Below are 20,706 nucleotides of genomic sequence, written 5' to 3' on the forward strand. Positions count from 1 at the left end.
ACCGCTAGCGCTCGATCTTAACCCCATGAATCAATAGGTTTCTTGGCGTTACACTACGTTCGCAGAACTCTTCAATCGAAGCTTGATAACCTTGTTCTTGCAGATAAATGGCACGATCTAAGGCCAACCATATCTCTAAAGGTCTTCTAAAGACTTGTTGAACTAAACTCAGCTTTTCCATTTCCCAGAAAAGCGCTTCGCCTTGAATTAAATAAGAGTCAAAATCAATATCTGAACCCAGCGATATATCTTTCACTTCAGATGCCCAGCAACAAAATGATTCAAAGCCTTCGGATAGCTCCGATTTCTTGATGCTTGGTACAGGAATGTACTCGTCGACACCAAGCTCACCCTTAAGTAGTTGGCTAAAGCCTAATCGGTAACTCATTTCTGACTGACGGTGTCTTTTTACTCTTTCACCACCAGTGACGGTTTCTTGAAGCGGGATTCTTAAGTCGCTCTTGCTCAACGTTAATGCTGAGCTTTTCGCAACGGATGACATCGCTTGGTAGCTTTCATCGCGAATAAGATGGTAGCAACATGGAGAAATGGTGACTGCAGGAAGCCCATGTGAAACAGATTTCTTCACTAATTCAACATGAAGATCACCACAAGCGTGAAGAGCAACAGCATGTTGATTTGAGTTAAACACCCGATCTGCATCTTTTGAAAACGCGTCACCTTGAACAAAGTCCATCTCTAGTTTCTGGTCATCTGCAATCTTTTGCCCGCTTTCACACAGTGACTGTTGCCACTCAAAGCTAGTGACCTTTTGATCTGATTGCTGAGATAAGATTCGACCGAGAAAGCCTTTGCCAGAACACCATTCAAGCCACTCTTTACCATGATGCTCTTTTAATGAAGCCTCTCCCATCGCGACAATTTGTTGCAGCTTTCTGCCGGGGATACCATCGGCAGTACCGCGCGGAAGATCAAGCCCAACTAAAGCCGAATTATCAAACTGGATGTGTTGATTGGCATTCCCTAACTCTGGGAGAAAACGCATAAGTTCCGAAATCAGAACTTGAGGCTGTTCTTTTAGCGTTTGAATGCGTTCAATACTCAAACCATCTAACCAATCGACAAGTGGAAGGTTCACGTCTGTCCATGGCTGATCGTGAGTTTGGCATAGGTGAAAAGGCTCTGAACGCCAGTAAATCTGGTGCTCTAGCAAAAATGAATCGAGTATTTTGAATCGTGAATGCATGCTTCCCCCTATGGTGCGATGATTGTAGGGGTAAGAGGCCTAAATGGAAAGGAAGGTTACAAATTGAGGTTGTATAAAGACAACCTACCAGCAATAAAACCACAAATGAGCTTAAATGAAAACGGCCTGTAAACAGGCCGAATTGGGAATCTAGGTAAGACTATGACCCTTAGCGAACGGGTAAGTCGATGTCTTTAAACATCTCTTCGATCTCTTCATTCGATTTCAAAGAAATAGCTTGCTCAACTACTGGGCGAGTTAAGTGCGGTGCAAAACGCTCCATAAAGTCAAACATGTAAGAACGCAGGAAAGTGCCTTTTCTAAAGCCAATACTTGTGGTGCTAGCACCAAATAGATGGCTCGCGTCAATAGCAACCAAGTCTGTATCTTGCTCGTGGTCAATCGCCATGCTTGCAATTACACCCACCCCGATCCCCATCCGAACATAAGTTTTAATCACATCAGCATCCGTCGCGGTAAACACAACACGCGGTGTTAAGCCTACTTTGTTAAATGCTGTATCCAGCTCGGAACGGCCAGTAAAACCAAATACATAAGTCACGAGAGAATAAGCGGCAAGATCTTCAATCGAGATATTTCGTTTCTGTGCAAGAGGGTGATCTTTCGTTACCACGATCGAACGGTTCCAATGATAACAAGGCAGCATAATTGCATCTTGATAAAGGTGTAGCGCTTCCGTTGCAATCGCAAAGTTCGCTGTACCCTTAGCTACCGCTTCTGACATCTGGCTTGGCGTGCCTTGATGCATGTGAAGCGACACTTTTGGATAACGCGCCGTGAAACCTTTAATCACATCAGGGAGTGCATAACGAGCTTGAGTATGAGTGGTTGAAATATTCAATGTGCCCATCTCAGGATGAGTGTGCTCACCCGCAACCGCTTTAATACTCTCAACACGAGCCAAAATCTCTTGAGAGATACGAATAATATCCTCACCGGCTTGTGTAACCTGAGTTAAATGCTTACCGCTACGCTCAAATATTTGAATGCCTAGCTCGTCTTCAAGTAATCTAACCTGTTTACTTATGCCGGGCTGAGATGTGTACAAACTCTCTGCTGTCGCTGAAACATTTAGGTTATGGTTTAGAACCTCAACAATGTACTTCAGTTGCTGTAACTTCATATCTAACCTCGTAATCCTTTACTCATTTCTGCGCTAACTTATTTGCAAATAGAGCGTTATAGTCTCGTGTAATATAATTAATAGTTATAACGCTTCGAGAACTAAAATGACAGAAATATCGAGCTTTTAAAGCGTAACAAATAAAAACATCACTGACGCTTTGTAAGCCACTCCTCATTCTCACACATTAGTTAGTAAATTTTGATTGCCGATTGCGCTCAACAAGAGATAATCAAAAATTGTAATTTACAAGTGCCTATACACAATGGAATCGTGTATCCTCTCTAGTTAGCTATAGAAAACAATAAGCAGACACAAATATATGAATATTGGTTTAATAATCGCCTTGGTAGCCGTGCTTTTGGTGTTGGTTTTAGGCTACAACATCATGCTTCAATACAAAGTTAAGGTAGAAACAACGAAGAAACAGGAAGCTTCTCGTTATCTAACCATTATAGATGGAACAGAAGAGTTAATTGGCAATGCTCACCACATGCCGTTTAGCCAAGATCTTCTTATATGCTTAAACAATCGAATTCTTGATGCATTAGTTAATATGTATGAACTCGATCCTAAAAATAAGCAGCTTGCCCAACGCATCGAAAGCGTAAAGCAACAAATCACGCAGCTTAAAGAGAACCACCAAGGGGGCGAAAGCACCGCTTTTCGCATGCCTAGTAGTGACAAACAAGCAATCATGATGCTTAAGCTAGTTAAACGCTTGCGTGACACGGTTCGTAACGAGCACAATAAAGGACGTTTTAATACTCAAGCTTTTGTGGTTGAAAACGCTCGCTTAGAAACAATCCAAATTCGCATCAACATCGAGAATGTTATCAAACGTGCAAATGACTCGATATCTCGTGGACAGCCTGGCACAGCGATTCAACTGTTGCGCAAAGGCATCGATGCATTAGCCACTAAAAACGACGCATACTCCAATCAAGCGAAAGACAAGCTACAACAGATGCTTGACGATCTTGATCAGAAGCGCCTAAATAAAAACGCAGAAGATTTACAGCAGATGGAATCGAAAGAGCGTGAAGATGACATGGATGCTCTATTCGGTCAGAAGAAAAAATGGTAACGCTCTAACTCAACACTTAAAGGCCGCTCTATTTAAATTAGCGGCCTTTTTTGTACCTGTGGAATTTCCTTTCTCCGTATAGGGGGATCTCTTAAGCTGTGATAAAATCCCGCATTATCAACAAACTTGCCCTTACCATGTATCAAGAATTATTAGCCCCTATACACTCTTTTCTTAAAGCTGAAACGCCAGATTCATGGATAGATGAAGCCAAGAAGCCTGAAAACCTTCATATCATTCTACGCGATCACATGCTTTGTGAACTTAAAGCAGCTCAAAGTGCTTTGTTCCTTATCCGTAAATATGCGGTAGATAAAGAAAGCGCGAAGCAACTGAATGAGTGGATTTTGCCCTACGAGCAATTTGCTTACCGTCGTATTGGAGACTTGGAGTCTCTACGTGGTAAAAGTAATGTATCAAAGCAAATTACAGCGAAAGAAGGCTGTAATTACGGTGCTGACTTGATCGATAAAATGGTATTGCTGATCAAAGAAGAGCTGCATCACTTCTACCAAGTGATGGAATTGATGGTAAAAAAAGGCGTGACTTATCAACCGATCGAGGCGGGCCGCTACGCTAAAGGTTTAATCAAGCAAGTTAAAACTTACGAACCTGATGCTCTGGTTGATAAGCTTATTATTGGTGCATTTATTGAAGCTCGCTCTTGTGAACGCTTTGCTAAACTGGCTCCTTTCTTAGAAGAAGACATGGAAAAGTTTTACGTATCTCTACTTCGTTCAGAAGCTCGTCACTATCAAGACTATCTTGAACTCGCGGAACAAATCGCAGGGAAAGATATCTCTGAGCGTATTGCTCATTTTGCGCAAGTTGAAGCAGAACTTATCACTTCAGAAGACAGCGACTTTAAGTTTCATAGTGGCGCTCCGGTTTAAGCCGTTTAGAACAAGTCTACTCCAGACCAATTCTGTATTTAGTACACCTATAAGAAGGCCAGCAAATTGCTGGCCTTCTTTATTGGAATTACGACTTAATGATAAGCTTAAGCTAGCGTGCCGTTGATTTCAGCAAGTACTGATGCAGGGTCCGCTGCTTGAGTAATTGGACGACCGATAACTAAGTAGTCTGAGCCGGCTTGAATCGCCTTAGAAGGGGTCATGATACGCTTCTGGTCACCAACATCAGCTCCTACAGGACGAATACCTGGAGTTACTAGTTTGAACTCCTGACCAAGTGCACCTTTGAGCAAAGAAGCCTCTTGTGCAGAACATACAACACCGTCTAGGCCTGAGTTTTTAGTCAAAGACGCTAAGCGCATCACTTGTTGCTGTGGCTCTAGATCCAGACCGATACCCGCTAAGTCAGATTGCTCCATACTGGTTAGTACCGTCACACCGATTAACAATGGACGATCTTTACCATATGGTTCCAAAATTTCACGAGAAGCCGTCATCATACGCTCGCCACCACTCGCGTGCACGTTCACCATCCACACGCCCATCTCAGCGGCAGCACGTACCGCCTTTGAACATGTGTTCGGGATATCGTGGAACTTAAGGTCCAAAAACACAGAGAAACCACGTTTATGTAATTCACGAACAAATTCAGGGCCAAACAGAGTAAACATCTCTTTGCCAACTTTTAGGCGGCAAGATGCTGGGTCAATACGATCGACAAAGGCTAACGCATCCGCTTGGTTATCATAATCCAATGCTACAATGATTTTTTGGTCGTTCATTTCATCTCCTAACGCAGTTAACTTTCTACAAAATATTTATACCAATCAGGCCATAAATAACAGTCATAAAAATGCAGCCCGAAAGCTGCAATTAATAATTTGGTCTTAAAATGACCACAAATCTATTCACCATCAAGCCCACGAATAGGCTTGATCGTTCCCCACCCCTTACATGAAGGGCAGTGCCAATACATTGAGTGAGTTGAGAAACCACACTGACGGCATCGGTAATGAGGCTTAACCTTGAGTTGTTCACCAACCATAGATTGAAGCGTTGTTAAGCTGTCTTTGGCTCTACCTTCTTCCGCTTCCTCTAGGTGATAATCAATTAATCGATAAAAACCTTTCATGGTTGGGTTTTTAACAAGCTGCTTTGTCAGTAGCTCTTGAGCAGAGCCAACATCTTCATGGTCGGCAACGAGTTGAGCCAGCATCAACTCAGCGGAAACACCGGCTTTCTTCTGAATACACGCTTTAAGGAACTCGACCAACTGCGCTTCTTGTCCAAGTTTGTGGTAACACTCAGCAAGCGTTGGCAGGACTTCACTAATGAAGTCGATATCTTGCTCGAGAACTGACTCCAAATAAGTAATTGTCTTGTGATAATCTTCATTGGCTAAATAGAATTTTCCTAAAGCAATACTGGCTCGAACACATTTAGGGTCTTCTGAAAGGGCCTTCTTGAAGTGCTGAAGCGCTTTAGGGCGGTTGCCGTCGGCTTGTTCTTGCATCGCAAGCTCACACCAGAAGTGTGCAACCATCGCACGCGTCTTCATTTTCTTCTTGCTCAGCTTAACTAAGATATTCCCGTAATGAATCGCTTTATTCCACTCACGCGTTTGCTGATAAATGGCAACCAACTGCTGTAAAGCGCCTTCTTTATGATCAGGCTCTTCTACAAGCTGTTCAAAAATTTTCTCTGCGCGATCAAGAAAGCCTGAGACCGTATAGTCTTTAGCTAATTGTTGCAATGCGAGGTTTTTTTGATCGAGAGTAAGCCCAGACCGAGAGATAAGATTTTGGTGAATACGAATAGCGCGGTCGACTTCGCCTCTTGAGCGGAACAAGTTGCCCAAAGCCAAGTGAGTATCGATGGTTTCATTGTCTACTTGAAGTAACTCAATGAAGTGATCAACCGCTTTGTCAGATTGGTCTGACAGTAATAGGTTCAAACCCGTCACGTATTGGCGGGAGATCTGGTGTGATTGCTTTTGTTTTTCTTGCTGAGCATTACGATTACCCATATACCAACCATAAGCGGCTGCGATGGGCAAAAGTAAGAACAGTAACTCTAACATCAAATATGGCCTTTAAGCTTTAGTTTCAGCAGCGACCTGCTTTGATTGCTTATTGAGTTGCTTCTTCAAGCGATGAATTTTTAGTTGAGATCGCATGTGCATATTTCCAAAGACTAACCAAGCAAGAGCAAAACCTGAAACGAATACAACACCTAGCAAGCTTGACAGGTGGAAGTCACCTTGCGCTAGCAAATAATTGAAATTCACAATTGTTTGGTTTTGAGAGCCTAAAGCCAGTGCCATTAGGAAAAGTGCGATAACAGCGACTATTTTTATAATTTTCATAGTTCATCACTCATTGATTAGTTAGCTGTACGATTATGCAGGAAAATTACTAATCAGACCACCATATTATGGTCATAAAAAAGCGGCATACATTATAGTATGCCGCTTTTCTTAATTCCGATAAGTAGCCTACAACCCTGAGTTTACTCGTTCGCGTAGCTCTTTACCTGGTTTGAAGTGAGGAACGTATTTACCTTCCAACTCAACCTTGTCACCAGTTTTAGGATTACGTCCAACACGAGGTTCACGGTAATGCAGAGAAAAGCTGCCAAAGCCGCGAATTTCGATTCGATCACCACTTTCTAGTGTTGAAGCCATGTGCTCTAAAATGTCTTTTACAGCGTCTTCAATTTCTTTTGCAGAAAGATGCGTTTGCTCAGCGCACAGTCTTTCAATCAATTCAGACTTAGTCATAGTTACCCTCGTTGGTTTTCTTTTTAGAAATTATAGACCTATAGGAAAAATAAGCAAAAAAAAAGGAGCCTTACGGCTCCTTTCTTGGCTAGATAGCTATAATTCTCTTAATGAGAAGCTATTATTCGCCTTTAGCAGCTTTGAATGCGTCTGCCATTGCGTTACCGAACGCGCCTTCATCAGACTTGTTCAGTGAAGCCATTGCTTCTTGCTCATCAGCTTCATCTTTAGCTTTGATAGATAGGTTGATTACGCGGTTCTTACGGTCTACACCAGTGAACTTCGCTTCAACGCTGTCGCCAACGCTTAGGATTAGAGATGCATCTTCGATACGGTCACGAGAAACTTCAGAAGCACGTAGGTAGCCTTCAACGCCTTCGATTAGCTCGATAGTAGCGCCTTTAGCGTCAACTGCAGTTACAGTACCGTTTACAAGAACACCTTTCTTGTTGTCAGCAACGTATGCGTTGAACGGGTCGTTTTCCATTTGCTTAACGCCAAGAGAAATACGCTCACGCTCTGCATCTACTGCTAGAACAACAGCAGAGATTTCGTCGCCTTTCTTGTATTCACGTACAGCTTCTTCGCCGGCAGCGTTCCAAGAAATGTCAGATAGGTGTACAAGACCGTCGATACCGCCTTCTAGACCGATGAAGATACCAAAGTCAGTGATAGACTTGATCTTACCAGTAACTTTGTCGCCCTTAGCTTGCATTTCTGCAAATGACTGCCATGGGTTAGCTTTACACTGTTTCAGACCTAGAGAGATACGACGACGTTCTTCGTCGATATCAAGAACCATAACCTCAACTTCGTCGCCAACATTAACAACTTTAGAAGGGTGGATGTTCTTGTTAGTCCAATCCATTTCAGAAACGTGTACTAGACCTTCAACGCCTTCTTCGATTTCAACGAAGCAGCCGTAGTCAGTTAGGTTTGTAACACGACCAGAAAGCTTGTGACCTTCTGGGTAACGCTTAGCGATTGCTACCCATGGATCTTCGCCTAGTTGCTTAAGACCTAGTGAAACACGAGTGCGCTCACGATCGAACTTAAGAACTTTAACTAGGATTTCGTCACCAACGTTAACGATCTCTGATGGGTGCTTAACGCGCTTCCAAGCCATATCTGTGATATGTAGAAGACCGTCAACACCGCCAAGATCAACGAATGCACCGTAGTCAGTAAGGTTCTTAACGATACCTTTAACTTCAGTACCTTCTTGTAGAGTTTCAAGAAGTTCGTCACGCTCAACACTGTTTTCAGATTCGATAACAGCACGACGAGAAACAACAACGTTGTTACGCTTCTGGTCTAGCTTGATTACTTTGAACTCTAGCTCTTTGTTTTCTAGGTGAGCAGTGTCACGGATAGGACGTACGTCTACTAGAGAACCTGGAAGGAAAGCACGGATACCGTTAAGTTCAACAGTGAAACCGCCTTTAACTTTACCGTTGATGATACCAACAACAGTTTCAGCTTCTTCACAAGCTTTCTCAAGTACGATCCAAGCTTCGTGACGCTTAGCTTTCTCACGAGAAAGTTGAGTTTCACCGAAACCATCTTCAACAGCGTCTAGAGCTACGTCTACTTCAGCACCAACTTCAACTTCAAGTTCGCCAGCAGCGTTCTTGAATTGTTCAGCAGGGATAGCAGATTCAGACTTAAGACCAGCGTCTACAAGAACGTAACCGTTCTCGATAGCTACTACAGTACCTTTAACGATGCTGCCTTGTTGGAATTCAGTTTCAGATAGAAACTCTTCAAAGAGTTGAGCAAAAGATTCAGTCATTATTTAATCTTCAATAATTAAACGTCCATGGGTATCCTACCGCATGGGGTTGATAAATTCGCCGGTCATCATCCTTGCGACCAACGTTCGTACTAGCTCGGCGAAATTACCCAGCCAGTTTCGATTCAATATAGTGTAGTGCTTTTTCGACTACCTGCTCAATATTCATTGAGGTGGAATCAAGCACTAGAGCATCCTCTGCAGGGCGAAGTGGCGCCACTGGGCGATTACGATCTCGATCGTCTCGCTCTTGGATCTCGCTCAAAAGGTCGTCAAATTTAACATCTAACCCCTTCTGTTGCAACTGTTTAAGGCGACGACTCGCGCGCTCTTCAGCACTTGCATCTAAAAATATTTTCGCTTCAGCTTCAACAAATACAACGGTTCCCATGTCACGACCGTCTGCAACTAAACCAGGAGCTGCGCTAAAAGCACGTTGACGACGTAACAGTGCTTCACGAACGCGAGGTAAAGCAGCGACTTTTGAAGCCGCCATGCCCGTCTCTTCTTTACGAAGTTCACCAGACACATCTTCGCCTTCTAAGATAACCTTCACTAGCTCACCTTCAGCGATAAACTGAACATCTAAGTGAGTTGCAAGCGGTACTAAAGCATCTTCTGATTCAGTATCCACGCCATGGTGAATTGCCGCTAAAGCCAATACGCGATAGATCGCGCCTGAGTCTAGAAGATGAAAGCCTAGCTTATCTGCTAGTAACATACACAGGGTACCTTTACCTGCACCACTTGGTCCATCAACCGTAATCACTGGGCTTTGAGAAGGCATCTTTTACTCCACGTTTTGTCGTAAGTTTTATTCTGTACTAGCGATTCGCCACTACTTTATAGGCGGCATATTATAGAGAAAATTTGCAAGTCGAGCGAGGTAAATCTCAGATAATTCCGGGGTGATGCTACAGAAACCCATGCAACCAACTCAATATCCATTAACTTAGATAAATAAGGCTGTCATCCGCTTCTCTTTAGGCATAAAAAAGCCTCGCGATAAGCAAGGCTCATGATTTTGCATTTTTGTAGAGCAAAGAAGTAGTCGCTAAAAGACGCTTAGCCAATAATAGCTCGAACCGCTTCTAGGTCTTCTGGCGTATCAACACCAGCTGCAGGTGCTTCTGCCGCAACGTCTACATGGATTTTTTCACCGTACCAAAGTACACGTAGCTGCTCTAGGCACTCAATACGCTCAAGGGTACTTGGTTCCCAATTGATATAGGTATTAATAAAACCCGCACGGTAAGCGTAAATGCCAATGTGACGAAGCAGTGGAGATTCAGCAGCTGTACCATTGTTCGCGTAAGCATCGCGATCCCAAGGAATAGTAGCTCGGCTAAAGTACAGGGCATACCCATCTTTGTCGGTCACAACTTTTACGGCGTTAGGATTAAACACTTCGTCAGCATGAGTAATTTCCACACCGAGTGTTGCCATCGGAGCTGTACTGTTCGCAAGGTTGTTCGCGACCTGATTAATGATCGCAGGTGGGATAAGTGGCTCATCACCTTGAACATTCACGATAATATGATCATCTGGAATCTTCATAACTTCAATCACTTCAGCGAGGCGCTCAGTGCCTGATTCATGATTCGGTGATGTCATACAAACGGTCGCGCCAAATGCTTTGGCCGCTTTTTCAACTCGAGCGTCGTCGGTAGCGATAATAACGTTATCGGCACCCGCCTTCATTGACTGTTCGTATACCCATTGAATCATCGGCTTTCCACCAATGTCAGCCAGTGGCTTCCCTGGTAAACGGCTCGATTGGTATCTCGCAGGTATAACAACCGTATAAGACATTACTTACCCTCATCCATTGAAACGGTGCGAGCTTCAGGTTCTAAAAGAACAGGAATACCCTCTTTAATTGGGTAAGCAAGGCGATCAATTTTACAAACAAGTTCTTGCTTATCCTTGTCAAAAGTTAGTTTACCTTTACATACAGGGCAAGCAACAATCTCAAGTAGACGGTGATCCATAGTATTCCATAACCTCTTTTATTCTTTTTAAAATTTGCTGTTGCGAATCTTCATCAAACTGCGCAGAAACTGGAAGATACCACCAGTTATCTTGAGCATATTCTTCGCATTTTACAGCGTCTTTTTCTGTCATAATCAGATTCATACCTTTCTTAGCTAAGGCATGAAGTTCATCTTTATCAAAATCTTGATGGTCGGCGAAGCCCTGTGTGAAAACCACATCACCATCAAGATCTTCCAATGTTTTGAAAAAGCGTGGTGGGTGACCGATACCAGCGAAAGCCACCAGCTTCTGTAATTCTGCCACAGACCTTTTCTGACCCGTCTTCAGGTTAACCGCTTGGCTTGGAAGCAAAGACATCGAGAACTCTCGCCCGCGCGCTTTACCGCCATTATTAACCAAAAAGTCTACGTCATCTAAACGAGATATTGGCTCTCTTAATGGCCCCAAAGGAATTAGGCACTCACTACCAAAGCGTCTCGCACCGTCGATAACAGCAAATTCAATATCGCGTTCAAGTGCATAATGCTGAAGGCCGTCGTCAGTGATGATGACATTAACCCCTTCGCTCAGCAAAGCCTTTACTGCGTTTGCGCGCACAGGGTCAACCGCTACAGGCACACCGGTTCGCTTACGAATCAAACGAGGCTCATCACCAGAGTGCTCTGCTGGCGTGTTTTCATCCAACACTAACGGATAGTTTGGTGCTTTCGCCCCATAACCTCGAGAAACAACACCTGGCTTAAAACCATGAGCCTGAAGCATCTCTACCAACCAAATCACAACCGGTGTTTTGCCATTGCCGCCAGCGGTAATATTACCAACAACAATCACGGGTAAAGGCGGGCGATAGGTCTCTTTTTTCCCCGATAGATAAGCATCACGACGTTGACCGCTGATCATTTTGAACAGCAGACTCAATGGCCACAATAGCGGCCAGAGAAAGTATTTTAATGGGTGATTGTTAAACCAAATTTTTTCGATCACAACAAGACCTAATCTTATCCGCTGAACTGAATTCGGTGTAGTTGTGCATAAGCGCCATCAAGGGCGATGAGCTCGGCATGTGCACCTCTTTCTACAATATGCCCATCATCAACCACAAGAATCTCATCAGCTTGCTCGATAGTAGAAAGTCGGTGTGCGATAACAAGTACCGTTTTGTCTTTCTGCAGCTCTTCTAATGCAGATTGAATCGCTCTTTCTGACTCGGTATCCAATGCAGATGTCGCCTCATCAAGGATCAGAACAGGTGCATCTCTCAATAGAGCACGTGCAATCGCGATACGCTGTCTTTGACCGCCAGAAAGGCTCGCGCCATTTTCGCCAACAACCGTATCGATGCCATTTTCCATGCTTTCGATAAACTCACTTGCATGCGCAAGTTTAGCCGCGTGTTCGATCTGTTCACGTGAATACTGTTCTTCAGCTGCGTAAGCGATGTTGTTCGCAACCGTATCGTTAAATAGGTGCACATTCTGGGAAACAAGAGCGAAGTGCTCACGTAGATTTCTTAATTCATAATCACGAATGTCGTGACCATCAAGCTCAATAGAGCCAGAGTCTACGTCATAAAAACGAGTAAACAGGTTCGCAATGGTACTCTTACCCGAACCTGAACGGCCGACAAGTGCGACTGTCTTGCCTTTCGGTATATTAAAACTGACCTTATCAAGCGCTGCTTTCTCTGCACCTTGGTAGGTAAATGTTACATCTTTTACTTCGACTTCACCCGCTACGGTTTCAGGCTTCAACGTACCTTTATTTTGTTCCGTATCTAGATCCATCAAACCAAATAGGGTCGTACTCGCTGCCATACCACGTTGGAATTCAGACGTTACATTAGTCAGAGCTTTTAGTGGGCGTAGTAAACCAAACATCGCCGAGAACACAACAGTGAACGTACCAGGAGTAAGCTCTGCTTTAATTGAATCAACACTAGCAAGAAATAGAACAACTACGATTGCAAGTGATGCAATCATCTGAATAATTGGGTTAGCGGCCGCTTGAGCAGTGATTAGCTTCATGCTTTGTTGGCGCATTTGGTTACTAACTTGGTCAAAGCGGTGTTTTTCTAGATCTTGTCCGCCATACGTTAGAACGACTTTATGTCCTTTCAGCATTTGTTCTGCAGAAGAGGCGACGTGACCCATACTGGTTTGCATGTTCTTAGAGATCTTTCTGAATCGCTTCGATACGATACTGATTGCCCACGCGACAAGAGGGGCGACAGCGAACAACACCAAAGACAACTGCCAACTATTCCAGAACATCAGCGTCAACAGGCCAATAATACTTGCACCTTCACGGACAATACTGACTAATGCTTTACTGGTTGCCGCAGAGACTTGCTCTGAATCGTAAGTAATTCGAGATAGCAGTGCACCAGTCTGTTCTTTATCAAAAAAAGAAACTGGCATATGCATAAAATGGCTGAATATTTTACGTCGAATTTCCATGACCACATTGCCTGAAACCCAGCTCAAACAATAAGTTGAAACAAAGCCACTGATGCCACGAACGAACATCATGACAAAGATAATGAGAGGGAGCGTACGTAAAAAGTCAGATTCTGCATTACCAAAGCCTTCATCAAGTAACGGCTTTAGTAAGGAAATCATGTAGGTATCAGTGACAGCATTTATAATAAGCGCAATAACCGCAACACCAAGGCCGGCCTTATATAGTCGAATATAAGTCCAAAGTCTTTTAAATGTGACCCAGGTAGTTTCATCTGTTTGTGTTGACATAGAATCGCTTAATTTTCTCACAATAGTCTTCCTATTCTACTCCCTTACGAAGCATCTGCCTATACCACTGTCTGCCTTGTTGTTCTCTAATCTCATGATATTGCCAACCTTCTTGACCAATACTGATGGTTATTTGGCCGCTTTCTCCAGTATCAAGCCAAGCACTCCCTGCGTCGTGATAACGTTCAATAACGGATTCACTCGGCATCCCCCATTGATTGCCTTTGCCCAAAGAAGCGATCGCTAACTGAGGTGAAACGGCCTCAATAAAACTGGCGATCGAAGACGTATTGCTACCATGATGAGGAACAAGCATTACGTCACTTCGAAGCCGTTCGCCTTCGCGTGCAAGTAACCACTCACTGACCAATTCAATATCACCAGTAAGTAACATCGAGAACTCTAGATCGGGGTCAAAAAGCCTGACCACGCACGAATGTGGGTTATACGCCCTCTTCACTTGTTTGGGAGGCCACAAGACCTCAAAAGCAACCCCTTGCCAAGTCCATACTTCTCCTAAAATACATGCTTGAATATTTGACGATTCTTGAATCGTAGATTGTCCTTGTTGACTGATATTCTGACTGGCTCTTACCCACTTAGGGTTGTAATTTTCAAGTAACGACGAATAGCCACCAGCGTGGTCAGAATCGAAATGACTCACTATTACACCCTCCAACTCATGAATTCCCCTCTGATTCAAAGTAGGGATAAGTAAGGATTCGACAATGGAACCTCCTGGCCATGCGTTACCAAGATCGTAAACAACAATCTGATTGTTCTTTTCTAAGAGCAAAGACAACCCGTGACCAACATCCAAGATATCGATAGTTAGTTTGTCTTGTTGAGGCTTGCCGAACTCCCACCACAGTACAAACACGGTAATAATCAATATAGATAGTGCTCGCTTGAAATATCGACTGCCAAAACCGAAAAACAAGATGAGGAATACAGACAACTCAATCGTGTGATTATCCACTTGAAACCAAAATCGTTCAGAGAAAGGAAGACTAAATACGAGAGGCTCAAGCGATAAGTCGACCAACATCCATAATTGTTCAGACAAACCATTGTTGAATGTAGTTAAGCCAACGCCACCTGATACTGGCGCCAATATTAAGCTAAAGAACATTGCCAGGAACAATAGTGGAATAACCACCATCGACACCCAAGGTAAAAGGAGCAAGTTGTAGAAAACAGAGACTAAGCTGACCCCATTAAAGAACAGCATCGAAAAGGGAGCAATCAGGAATGTCAGCATTAACTGAATCTTGAAGAGCTGCAGTGCTCGGTCGATAAATGTTGAGTTGGAATCGGATGACTGACTATTTAACGCAATGTAAAGAACGGCACCTAACGCACCAAAAGACAACCAGAAGCTACTCGATAATGCTGAAAATGGCCAAATTAGCAGAACCACGCACAGACTTAAGGCGACATACCGAAACAAACTGATATTTTGCCCACGCCACAAGAAATAGCTGGCGATAATACACATCACCAAAGCTCTCAAGGTGGGCAGCGTGAACCCAGCAAACCAACTGTAGAAATAGGCTAAGCCGACTCCGAATATTGTGGGCAACCAAAGAAGTGAAGATGATAGTAACCTGAATACCTTTCCTACTTGATAGCCGATACCAAAGGCAATCCCAATATGCAGCCCCGAAATAGCCATCAAGTGAATCAAACCACTGCTTTTAAGTAAGTCCCAACGCTGAGAGTGAATAAGGTCTCGATAACCAAAACTCAAAGCCATAATGAGGTCTTGATTTGCCAGTTGACTTAACCTTTCAAGACTGTTTTCAAACCAATAGGACCGTAAGTTGCTATTGGTATGAATGCGATACTTTGTATTAGATCTGTAAATTGCATTGGCAACCACACCTGCGCTAAACAGATACTTTTCTAAATCAAAGCCTGCTTCATTGAGTTTGCCCCATACAGGCTTTATATACACAGATAAATTGACATCATCTCCGAGTGTTAACTTAAAAGGAGTAAACAAACGTAATTTTATCAATTGAGGAAAGATTAATTTTTCGCCGCCAATTGATCTAGCTACTATTACGCTTTCAAAACCGTGGCTATTTTCACTAAAAAGGCTAACAACCGAAGCATTTATGGTAGTATTCTGCCCTGATTGAAATAAGCGACTCGTTTGTATTTCAATTACATTCCCTAGGCAGATAACTAGTATCAATGCTGTTGCTAGACCTCTTGCACTCCGGAAAACGCTATACTTTGTTGATGCTAGTAGTAACAACAGCATCAATGGTGCCCAAACCCAATGAGGCATCACAGGCCAGAAGCTGGCAGACACAACTGTCGCAGCAAATGAAATCAAGAACCAAGTGTTAAACAAGAGAGTAGCTTCCTCCTATGCCAAGAAAGTTTATCAAACGATTTATGCCTGACCATGAGCTAATCAAGCGTCAGAAAGCATTGAAAGTTTTTGGCAATGTTTTGTACAACCCCAACTTATGGTGTCTTAATCGTCGCTCTGCGGCTGGCGCATTCGCTGTTGGGTTATTCATGGCGTTTGTCCCTCTACCAAGCCAAATGATTATGTCTGCAGGCCTTGCTGTCGCATGTGGCGTTAACCTACCTTTGGCTGTCGCACTTGTTTGGATCAGTAACCCGGTCACTATGCCCGTTCTCTTCTACTTTGCTTATAAAGTCGGGGCGTTTGTTATGCATGTACCACCTCAAGCCTTCCATTTCGAATTGTCTTGGGACTTCATCTTGGCGCAAATGAATACAATCGGGCCTCCTTTCTTACTGGGTTGCCTGATTTGTGGCGTGGTTTCAGCAATGATTGGCTACTTTGGTATTCGCGGGTTATGGCGTTACTCAGTAGTAAGAAGTTGGAAGAAGCGTCAAGCAAGGTACTGACAACTTTTCCTTGTCGTTCAATCTATCCTTGTATGCGCTTCACTTAAACCGCACACAAGTTAAAGTCAGATGAACCGCAGAACTCTGCAATATTGGGATGTAACCACAGTCGTAAAGAATGCAGATTGAATTCAAAAAAAAGGATCCCATCAGGGATCCTTTTTTGTGTATGCCATTTGTCTATCATGCTACATAAAGTATTACTCAGCGCATTACTTCGAGCTAAGCACCGAGGCAGGGTTTAACTTGGCTGCTCGTGATGCTGGGTACCATGTCGCCAATAGGCTCAATACAATCGCTGTACCTGAAACCACAACAACATCCGTCATATCGAGTTGTGATGGCAAGAAGTCGACAAAATAGATGTCACCGGACAAGAACTGGTGATCAACTAGCCTTTCAAGCCCTTTGATAAGTGTCGTGAGATTAAGCGCCACTAACACGCCTATTACACTGCCCACCAAACTACCTAACACACCGGAGAATACGCCCTGCCAAACGAAAATGCGTTTCACAAGGCCGTCCGATGCGCCCATGGTTCTTAAAATCGCGATCTCTGATGCTCTGTCTTTTACTGCCATCATTAATGTCGAGACAATATTGAAACAAGCAACACCAATAACCAGTACCATCACCAGATACATAATGGTGCGAACCAACTGAATATCTCGATACAAGAAGCCAAACTTCTGTTGCCAGCTTCGCAGATACACATACACATCAAGCTGGTTACCCACCTCACGCACAATAGAGTTCGCGTTCAGAACATCGGTCACTTTTAAAGAAACCCCTGTCACTGCCTCGCCTAGGTTTGCGTAAATTTGCGCATCGCCGATCGGGATCAAAGCTAAGCTGTGGTCAATTTGGCCATTAAGCGTCAGCAAGCCAACCACTTTCACTCGAACTCGTTTTGGCGCCTGAACTTTCACAGAGCCGTTAACCGTTGGGATCATCAAGGTCAGATAGTCACCCACTTTCGCCCCCAACACGTTAGCCACACCAGAACCTAAGATGATTTGTTGTTGCCCTGCCTTAAAATCGCTCCAAGCTTGCTTATCGATAAAACTCGATAGGCTCGATACTTGTTGCTCAAGTTGTGGGTCAACGCCGCGAACTTCAATTGCTTTCAACTCTTTGCCTTTTTCGGCAAGCGCGGTAATTTTCACATAAGGCGCAGCAGCAACGACTTTATCGTGCTTTACCGACTCCTCAATCACATGCTCCCAGCGAGTTACTGGTTTATTCACGCCCTCAAACTCACCGTGAGGAATGACAGAAAGTACTCGTGATTGAAGCTCACGCTCGAAACCATTCATGGCCGACAAACCAATGATGATTACCGCGACACCGACAGCAATACCGATCGTCGAAGACAGAGAGATGAACGACACCATTTTGTCTCGTTGTTTCGCCCGGCTAAATCGGCCGCCTATCAATAGAGATAAAGAAGAAAACACTTAGCTCTCCTCTTTTTCTACGTTGACCAGTAAGCCATCTTGCATGTGAAGTTGGCGATCCATCTTACCGGCAAGTTCACCATCGTGAGTCACAACCAAAAAGGCAGTATCGTACTCACGGTTCAGTTCGCGCATTAAGTCGTAAATAGAAAGTGCTGTGTTGTGGTCTAGGTTACCAGTCGGCTCATCCGCCAACACTAGCGCAGGCTTGTTCACCAATGCACGAGCAATTGCCACTCGTTGCCTCTCACCACCTGAAAGTTCTGAAGGTCGGTGGTCAACACGATGACTTAGCCCCACTTTATCAAGTAGCAACTGTGCTTCTTGTTTAGCTTTCGCTGGCTTCTCTCCACCTATCAACAACGGCATTGCTACGTTTTCTAACGCTGAGAAATCAGAAAGAAGATGATGGAATTGATAAACAAAGCCAAGATGCTGGTTGCGAAGCTTAGCCTGCTTATTCGAACTCAAAGACGCTAAGTCTTGTCCGAGAAAGCTTACGCTACCATCAGAAGCATCATCCAACGCCCCTAAAATATGCAATAGCGTACTTTTACCTGAACCGGAGGTACCAATGATTGCTACTAGCTCACCCTTTTCTATTTCGAAGCTGACGCCCTTGAGAACCTCAGTATCTAACGAGCCTTCACGGTACGTTTTACGGATATCATTACATTGAAGGAAATTACTCATAACGAAGGGCCTCAGCAGGTTTTACAGACGATGCACGATAAGAAGGGAATACAGTGGCAATCAAGCTAAGTGCAATAGCCAGAACCACAACAACCGCAATTTGGATTGGATTAATCAATATTGGCAACTGTCCACCAAATGAAAACAGAGCAACACCCATCGCCTCTAAAATAGTATTGAGGTTCGAAGCTAAAATCACGCCCAGGATGCCACCAGATAATGCGCCGATCACACCACTACTTGCACCTTGAACCATAAAAATCCCCATGACTTGACCATCACGCATACCTTGGGTTTTTAAGATGGCGACTTCGGACTGTTTCTCCATCACCACCATAATAAGCGCAGAAATGATATTAAACGCAGCAACACCAATGATCAGCCCAAGCATCAAACCCATCATGTTTTTTTCCATTCGAACGGCTTGGAATAGCTCGCCACGTTGGTCTCGCCAATCGCTCCACACCCAACCTTCCGGTAGCGGTTGGTTTGATAGTTCTGCCACTTCAAATGGGTCATCAAAAAACAGTCGCCAGCCTGAAATGGTGTCTGATTTATAGCGCATCAAACGCCCAGCATCGTTGATATCTGTCACCATCAATTGAGCATCGATATCCGAACCCGTGTTAAAAATGCCAGCTACGGTAAAATTTCGTTGGCTAGGTATGCGCCCTAACGGTGTGTATTGGCTGGCACTGGTGACCATTAAGCGAACTTTGTCGCCCATAGACACTTTCAAGTTTCTTGCCAAGGTATGACCAAGGAAAAGCTGATACTGACCAGCTTTGAGTGAAGACAGTCTGCCAGCAATTAAATGATTCTGAAGAGGGTCATCTGAATTTGGCTCAATACCGATTAACAAGCCCGCAGATAACTGAGCAGGACTTTGGATCACCGCTTCACTGCGAACAATAGGTTCTACGTGGCCATTGAGCGACATTTGCTCCGCAAAGCTAGGTGCTTGAGCAGAAAGTGACGTTGTGCCTCCTTGCTCGTAAACAACGGCTTGAGGAAGGACACCAAGAATTCGGTCTTTTAACTGCGCTTCGAATCCATTCATTACCGACAAAACAGTAACCAGAGACAGCACACCAATGGTAATTCCGGCTGTCGACATATAAGAAACAAAACGGCTAAAGCGATCACCTGAACGGCCTTTCAAATAACGCAGGCCAACAAACAATGAAATAGGATGAAACATACTTTGAACCATCTAAAGGAGATGCGGGTTAATGTAACGGGTATTGCCGTTACTGTGTAGGGGTTAATTGAAAATATAGGGTGAATTAACTCAATTAGTTAGGCTTGAAAAACAGAACCTTGTCAAATAGCTGACTTTCAAACAACTATTTGAGACTTTCAATTAACTGACCTTGATTACTGCGGCCACATAGCGATAATCAATAGATCACTTCAAGGAACTAACGCATGACAGAACAAGAGTTTTTTACCGTTCACCACAGCCTTACCGCTAATATTGAGCCAATGGACAGTAACTTCGCTTTACCTTCTCAGATTCAGTTCGAATCGGAGATCCCTGCCCCTTTTGTTGTGGCAAGTGAGTTTAGCCAATTGGACCTGTTAGCCGACAGTGCTCGCAACGAACTGAAAAACAGCGACTTGAAGAATGTCATCAGTTTATTGGATGCACAGAACTCTAAATTAAACCTCTTGTTGAGCTTTATGTTATCGCAACAAGATGATGAACAGTTTCGCACCCATACGTATTCATTTGGCGCGAGTCAGTTCTCGTGTTTTTCCAAAACAGATATCGAAGCGGGTCGCTTAGTTAAAGCCAAGCTCTTTATCGAGCACCCTGCCGCCGCTATCTATTGCTACGCGGAGGTCTTCGCTAGCGAACCTAAAGATTCAGGCTTCGAAATCAAATTCAAATATGCTCATCTTCGTGATACTGACCAAGACTTGTTGATCAAGGCTGCGCTCCATCAACAACAAAAGCTCTTACGTCAACGCTCTCTAGAACGAGATAACAAGTAAA

The 20,706-nt window shown here is 43.9% G+C and carries 20 protein-coding genes; 4 read left to right on the forward strand and 16 right to left on the reverse strand.

Annotation, left to right across the window (positions count from 1 at the left end; genetic code table 11):
- Positions 1-4: 4 nt before the first annotated feature.
- Positions 5-1,207, reverse strand: a complete 1,203-nt coding sequence (locus tag ACED59_RS07860; RefSeq protein ID WP_017096873.1) for a methyltransferase — start codon at positions 1,205-1,207, stop codon at positions 5-7.
- Between the two features lie 169 nt (positions 1,208-1,376).
- Positions 1,377-2,351, reverse strand: coding sequence for an HTH-type transcriptional regulator CysB (gene cysB, locus ACED59_RS07865; RefSeq protein ID WP_009848858.1), 975 nt, complete (start codon positions 2,349-2,351; stop codon positions 1,377-1,379).
- A 322-nt stretch (positions 2,352-2,673) separates the two neighbouring features.
- Between cysB and ACED59_RS07870 the strand changes: the two genes are divergently transcribed.
- Both ACED59_RS07870 and ACED59_RS07875 read left to right on the forward strand, forming a co-directional pair.
- On the forward strand, positions 2,674-3,438 hold the full coding sequence (locus ACED59_RS07870) for a hypothetical protein (protein WP_009848859.1): 765 nt from the start codon (positions 2,674-2,676) through the stop codon (positions 3,436-3,438).
- A 98-nt stretch (positions 3,439-3,536) separates the two neighbouring features.
- Complete coding sequence (locus ACED59_RS07875) at positions 3,537-4,331, forward strand: tRNA-(ms[2]io[6]A)-hydroxylase (protein ID WP_012604394.1); 795 nt, start codon at positions 3,537-3,539, stop codon at positions 4,329-4,331.
- Between the two features lie 107 nt (positions 4,332-4,438).
- On the opposite strand, the gene pyrF is transcribed toward ACED59_RS07875, so the two are convergent.
- The 11 genes from pyrF to ACED59_RS07930 all read right to left on the reverse strand — a co-directional run bounded on the left by pyrF (position 4,439) and on the right by ACED59_RS07930 (position 15,829).
- On the reverse strand, positions 4,439-5,134 hold the full coding sequence (gene pyrF, locus ACED59_RS07880) for an orotidine-5'-phosphate decarboxylase (RefSeq protein WP_017096875.1): 696 nt from the start codon (positions 5,132-5,134) through the stop codon (positions 4,439-4,441).
- 122 nt (positions 5,135-5,256) lie between these two features.
- Entirely contained in the window at positions 5,257-6,432 is a 1,176-nt protein-coding gene (lapB, locus tag ACED59_RS07885; RefSeq protein ID WP_009848862.1) for a lipopolysaccharide assembly protein LapB, read from the reverse strand.
- A 12-nt stretch (positions 6,433-6,444) separates the two neighbouring features.
- Positions 6,445-6,717 carry a LapA family protein gene (locus ACED59_RS07890; RefSeq protein WP_012604397.1) on the reverse strand — a complete coding sequence of 91 codons (273 nt, stop codon included), beginning with the start codon at positions 6,715-6,717 and terminating at the stop codon, positions 6,445-6,447.
- A 129-nt stretch (positions 6,718-6,846) separates the two neighbouring features.
- The gene (ihfB, locus tag ACED59_RS07895) at positions 6,847-7,131 is read right to left on the reverse strand and encodes an integration host factor subunit beta (protein WP_010439923.1); all 285 of its coding nucleotides are present in this window, start codon (positions 7,129-7,131) and stop codon (positions 6,847-6,849) included.
- Positions 7,132-7,252: 121 nt separating this feature from the next.
- Positions 7,253-8,923, reverse strand: coding sequence for a 30S ribosomal protein S1 (gene rpsA / locus ACED59_RS07900; protein WP_012604398.1), 1,671 nt, complete (start codon positions 8,921-8,923; stop codon positions 7,253-7,255).
- Between the two features lie 106 nt (positions 8,924-9,029).
- Complete coding sequence (gene cmk, locus ACED59_RS07905; RefSeq protein ID WP_009847140.1) at positions 9,030-9,710, reverse strand: (d)CMP kinase; 681 nt, start codon at positions 9,708-9,710, stop codon at positions 9,030-9,032.
- Between the two features lie 278 nt (positions 9,711-9,988).
- Positions 9,989-10,735 carry a 3-deoxy-manno-octulosonate cytidylyltransferase gene (kdsB, locus tag ACED59_RS07910; protein ID WP_009847141.1) on the reverse strand — a complete coding sequence of 249 codons (747 nt, stop codon included), beginning with the start codon at positions 10,733-10,735 and terminating at the stop codon, positions 9,989-9,991.
- Entirely contained in the window at positions 10,735-10,914 is a 180-nt protein-coding gene (locus ACED59_RS07915; RefSeq protein WP_004736429.1) for a Trm112 family protein, read from the reverse strand. The genes kdsB and ACED59_RS07915 overlap by 1 nt, the downstream gene beginning before the upstream one ends.
- Positions 10,895-11,902, reverse strand: a complete 1,008-nt coding sequence (gene lpxK / locus ACED59_RS07920; protein ID WP_017096877.1) for a tetraacyldisaccharide 4'-kinase — start codon at positions 11,900-11,902, stop codon at positions 10,895-10,897. Before lpxK ends, ACED59_RS07915 begins: the two co-directional genes overlap by 20 nt.
- 14 nt (positions 11,903-11,916) lie before the next feature.
- On the reverse strand, positions 11,917-13,665 hold the full coding sequence (msbA, locus tag ACED59_RS07925; protein WP_029223805.1) for a lipid A ABC transporter ATP-binding protein/permease MsbA: 1,749 nt from the start codon (positions 13,663-13,665) through the stop codon (positions 11,917-11,919).
- Between the two features lie 31 nt (positions 13,666-13,696).
- Positions 13,697-15,829 (reverse strand): DNA internalization-related competence protein ComEC/Rec2, encoded by a 2,133-nt coding sequence (locus ACED59_RS07930; protein WP_371704879.1) that lies wholly within the window; start codon positions 15,827-15,829, stop codon positions 13,697-13,699.
- 215 nt (positions 15,830-16,044) lie between these two features.
- On the opposite strand from ACED59_RS07930, the gene ACED59_RS07935 reads away from it, so the two are divergent.
- A complete protein-coding gene (locus ACED59_RS07935; RefSeq protein WP_009847146.1) occupies positions 16,045-16,557 on the forward strand; it encodes a DUF2062 domain-containing protein in 513 nt (170 codons plus the stop codon).
- A gap of 212 nt (positions 16,558-16,769) precedes the next feature.
- Here the strand turns inward: ACED59_RS07935 and lolE are convergent, their stop codons facing one another.
- Genes lolE through lolC form a run of 3 tightly spaced genes read right to left on the reverse strand, consistent with a single transcriptional unit; the run spans position 16,770 to position 19,908 of the window.
- A complete protein-coding gene (gene lolE, locus ACED59_RS07940) occupies positions 16,770-18,014 on the reverse strand; it encodes a lipoprotein-releasing ABC transporter permease subunit LolE (protein ID WP_017096879.1) in 1,245 nt (414 codons plus the stop codon).
- Positions 18,015-18,707, reverse strand: coding sequence for a lipoprotein-releasing ABC transporter ATP-binding protein LolD (gene lolD / locus ACED59_RS07945; RefSeq protein WP_009847148.1), 693 nt, complete (start codon positions 18,705-18,707; stop codon positions 18,015-18,017).
- Positions 18,700-19,908 carry a lipoprotein-releasing ABC transporter permease subunit LolC gene (lolC, locus tag ACED59_RS07950; RefSeq protein ID WP_009847149.1) on the reverse strand — a complete coding sequence of 403 codons (1,209 nt, stop codon included), beginning with the start codon at positions 19,906-19,908 and terminating at the stop codon, positions 18,700-18,702. The genes lolD and lolC overlap by 8 nt, the downstream gene beginning before the upstream one ends.
- Positions 19,909-20,135: 227 nt before the next feature.
- On the opposite strand from lolC, the gene ACED59_RS07955 reads away from it, so the two are divergent.
- Positions 20,136-20,705: a hypothetical protein gene (locus ACED59_RS07955; protein WP_009847150.1), complete on the forward strand. Its 570-nt coding sequence runs from the start codon at positions 20,136-20,138 to the stop codon at positions 20,703-20,705.
- Position 20,706 lies beyond the last annotated feature (1 nt).

It is taken from the genome of Vibrio sp. FF266, assembly GCF_041439695.1.
Lineage (GTDB): Bacteria > Pseudomonadota > Gammaproteobacteria > Enterobacterales > Vibrionaceae > Vibrio > Vibrio tasmaniensis_A.

What these genes read in the sequence shown, in the direction of transcription:
- kdsB (WP_009847141.1), bottom strand. Translation starts at nt 10,735, where the DNA reads ATGTCTTATACGGTTGTTATACCTGCGAGATACCAATCGAGCCGTTTA.
- ihfB (WP_010439923.1), bottom strand. Translation starts at nt 7,131, where the DNA reads ATGACTAAGTCTGAATTGATTGAAAGACTGTGCGCTGAGCAAACGCAT.
- rpsA (WP_012604398.1), bottom strand. Translation starts at nt 8,923, where the DNA reads ATGACTGAATCTTTTGCTCAACTCTTTGAAGAGTTTCTATCTGAAACT.
- ACED59_RS07890 (WP_012604397.1), bottom strand. Translation starts at nt 6,717, where the DNA reads ATGAAAATTATAAAAATAGTCGCTGTTATCGCACTTTTCCTAATGGCA.
- ACED59_RS07860 (WP_017096873.1), bottom strand. Translation starts at nt 1,207, where the DNA reads ATGCATTCACGATTCAAAATACTCGATTCATTTTTGCTAGAGCACCAG.
- pyrF (WP_017096875.1), bottom strand. Translation starts at nt 5,134, where the DNA reads ATGAACGACCAAAAAATCATTGTAGCATTGGATTATGATAACCAAGCG.
- lapB (WP_009848862.1), bottom strand. Translation starts at nt 6,432, where the DNA reads ATGTTAGAGTTACTGTTCTTACTTTTGCCCATCGCAGCCGCTTATGGT.
- lolC (WP_009847149.1), bottom strand. Translation starts at nt 19,908, where the DNA reads ATGTTTCATCCTATTTCATTGTTTGTTGGCCTGCGTTATTTGAAAGGC.
- cysB (WP_009848858.1), bottom strand. Translation starts at nt 2,351, where the DNA reads ATGAAGTTACAGCAACTGAAGTACATTGTTGAGGTTCTAAACCATAAC.
- ACED59_RS07915 (WP_004736429.1), bottom strand. Translation starts at nt 10,914, where the DNA reads ATGGATCACCGTCTACTTGAGATTGTTGCTTGCCCTGTATGTAAAGGT.
- ACED59_RS07870 (WP_009848859.1), top strand. Translation starts at nt 2,674, where the DNA reads ATGAATATTGGTTTAATAATCGCCTTGGTAGCCGTGCTTTTGGTGTTG.
- ACED59_RS07935 (WP_009847146.1), top strand. Translation starts at nt 16,045, where the DNA reads ATGCCAAGAAAGTTTATCAAACGATTTATGCCTGACCATGAGCTAATC.
- ACED59_RS07955 (WP_009847150.1), top strand. Translation starts at nt 20,136, where the DNA reads ATGACAGAACAAGAGTTTTTTACCGTTCACCACAGCCTTACCGCTAAT.
- lolD (WP_009847148.1), bottom strand. Translation starts at nt 18,707, where the DNA reads ATGAGTAATTTCCTTCAATGTAATGATATCCGTAAAACGTACCGTGAA.
- cmk (WP_009847140.1), bottom strand. Translation starts at nt 9,710, where the DNA reads ATGCCTTCTCAAAGCCCAGTGATTACGGTTGATGGACCAAGTGGTGCA.
- msbA (WP_029223805.1), bottom strand. Translation starts at nt 13,665, where the DNA reads ATGTCAACACAAACAGATGAAACTACCTGGGTCACATTTAAAAGACTT.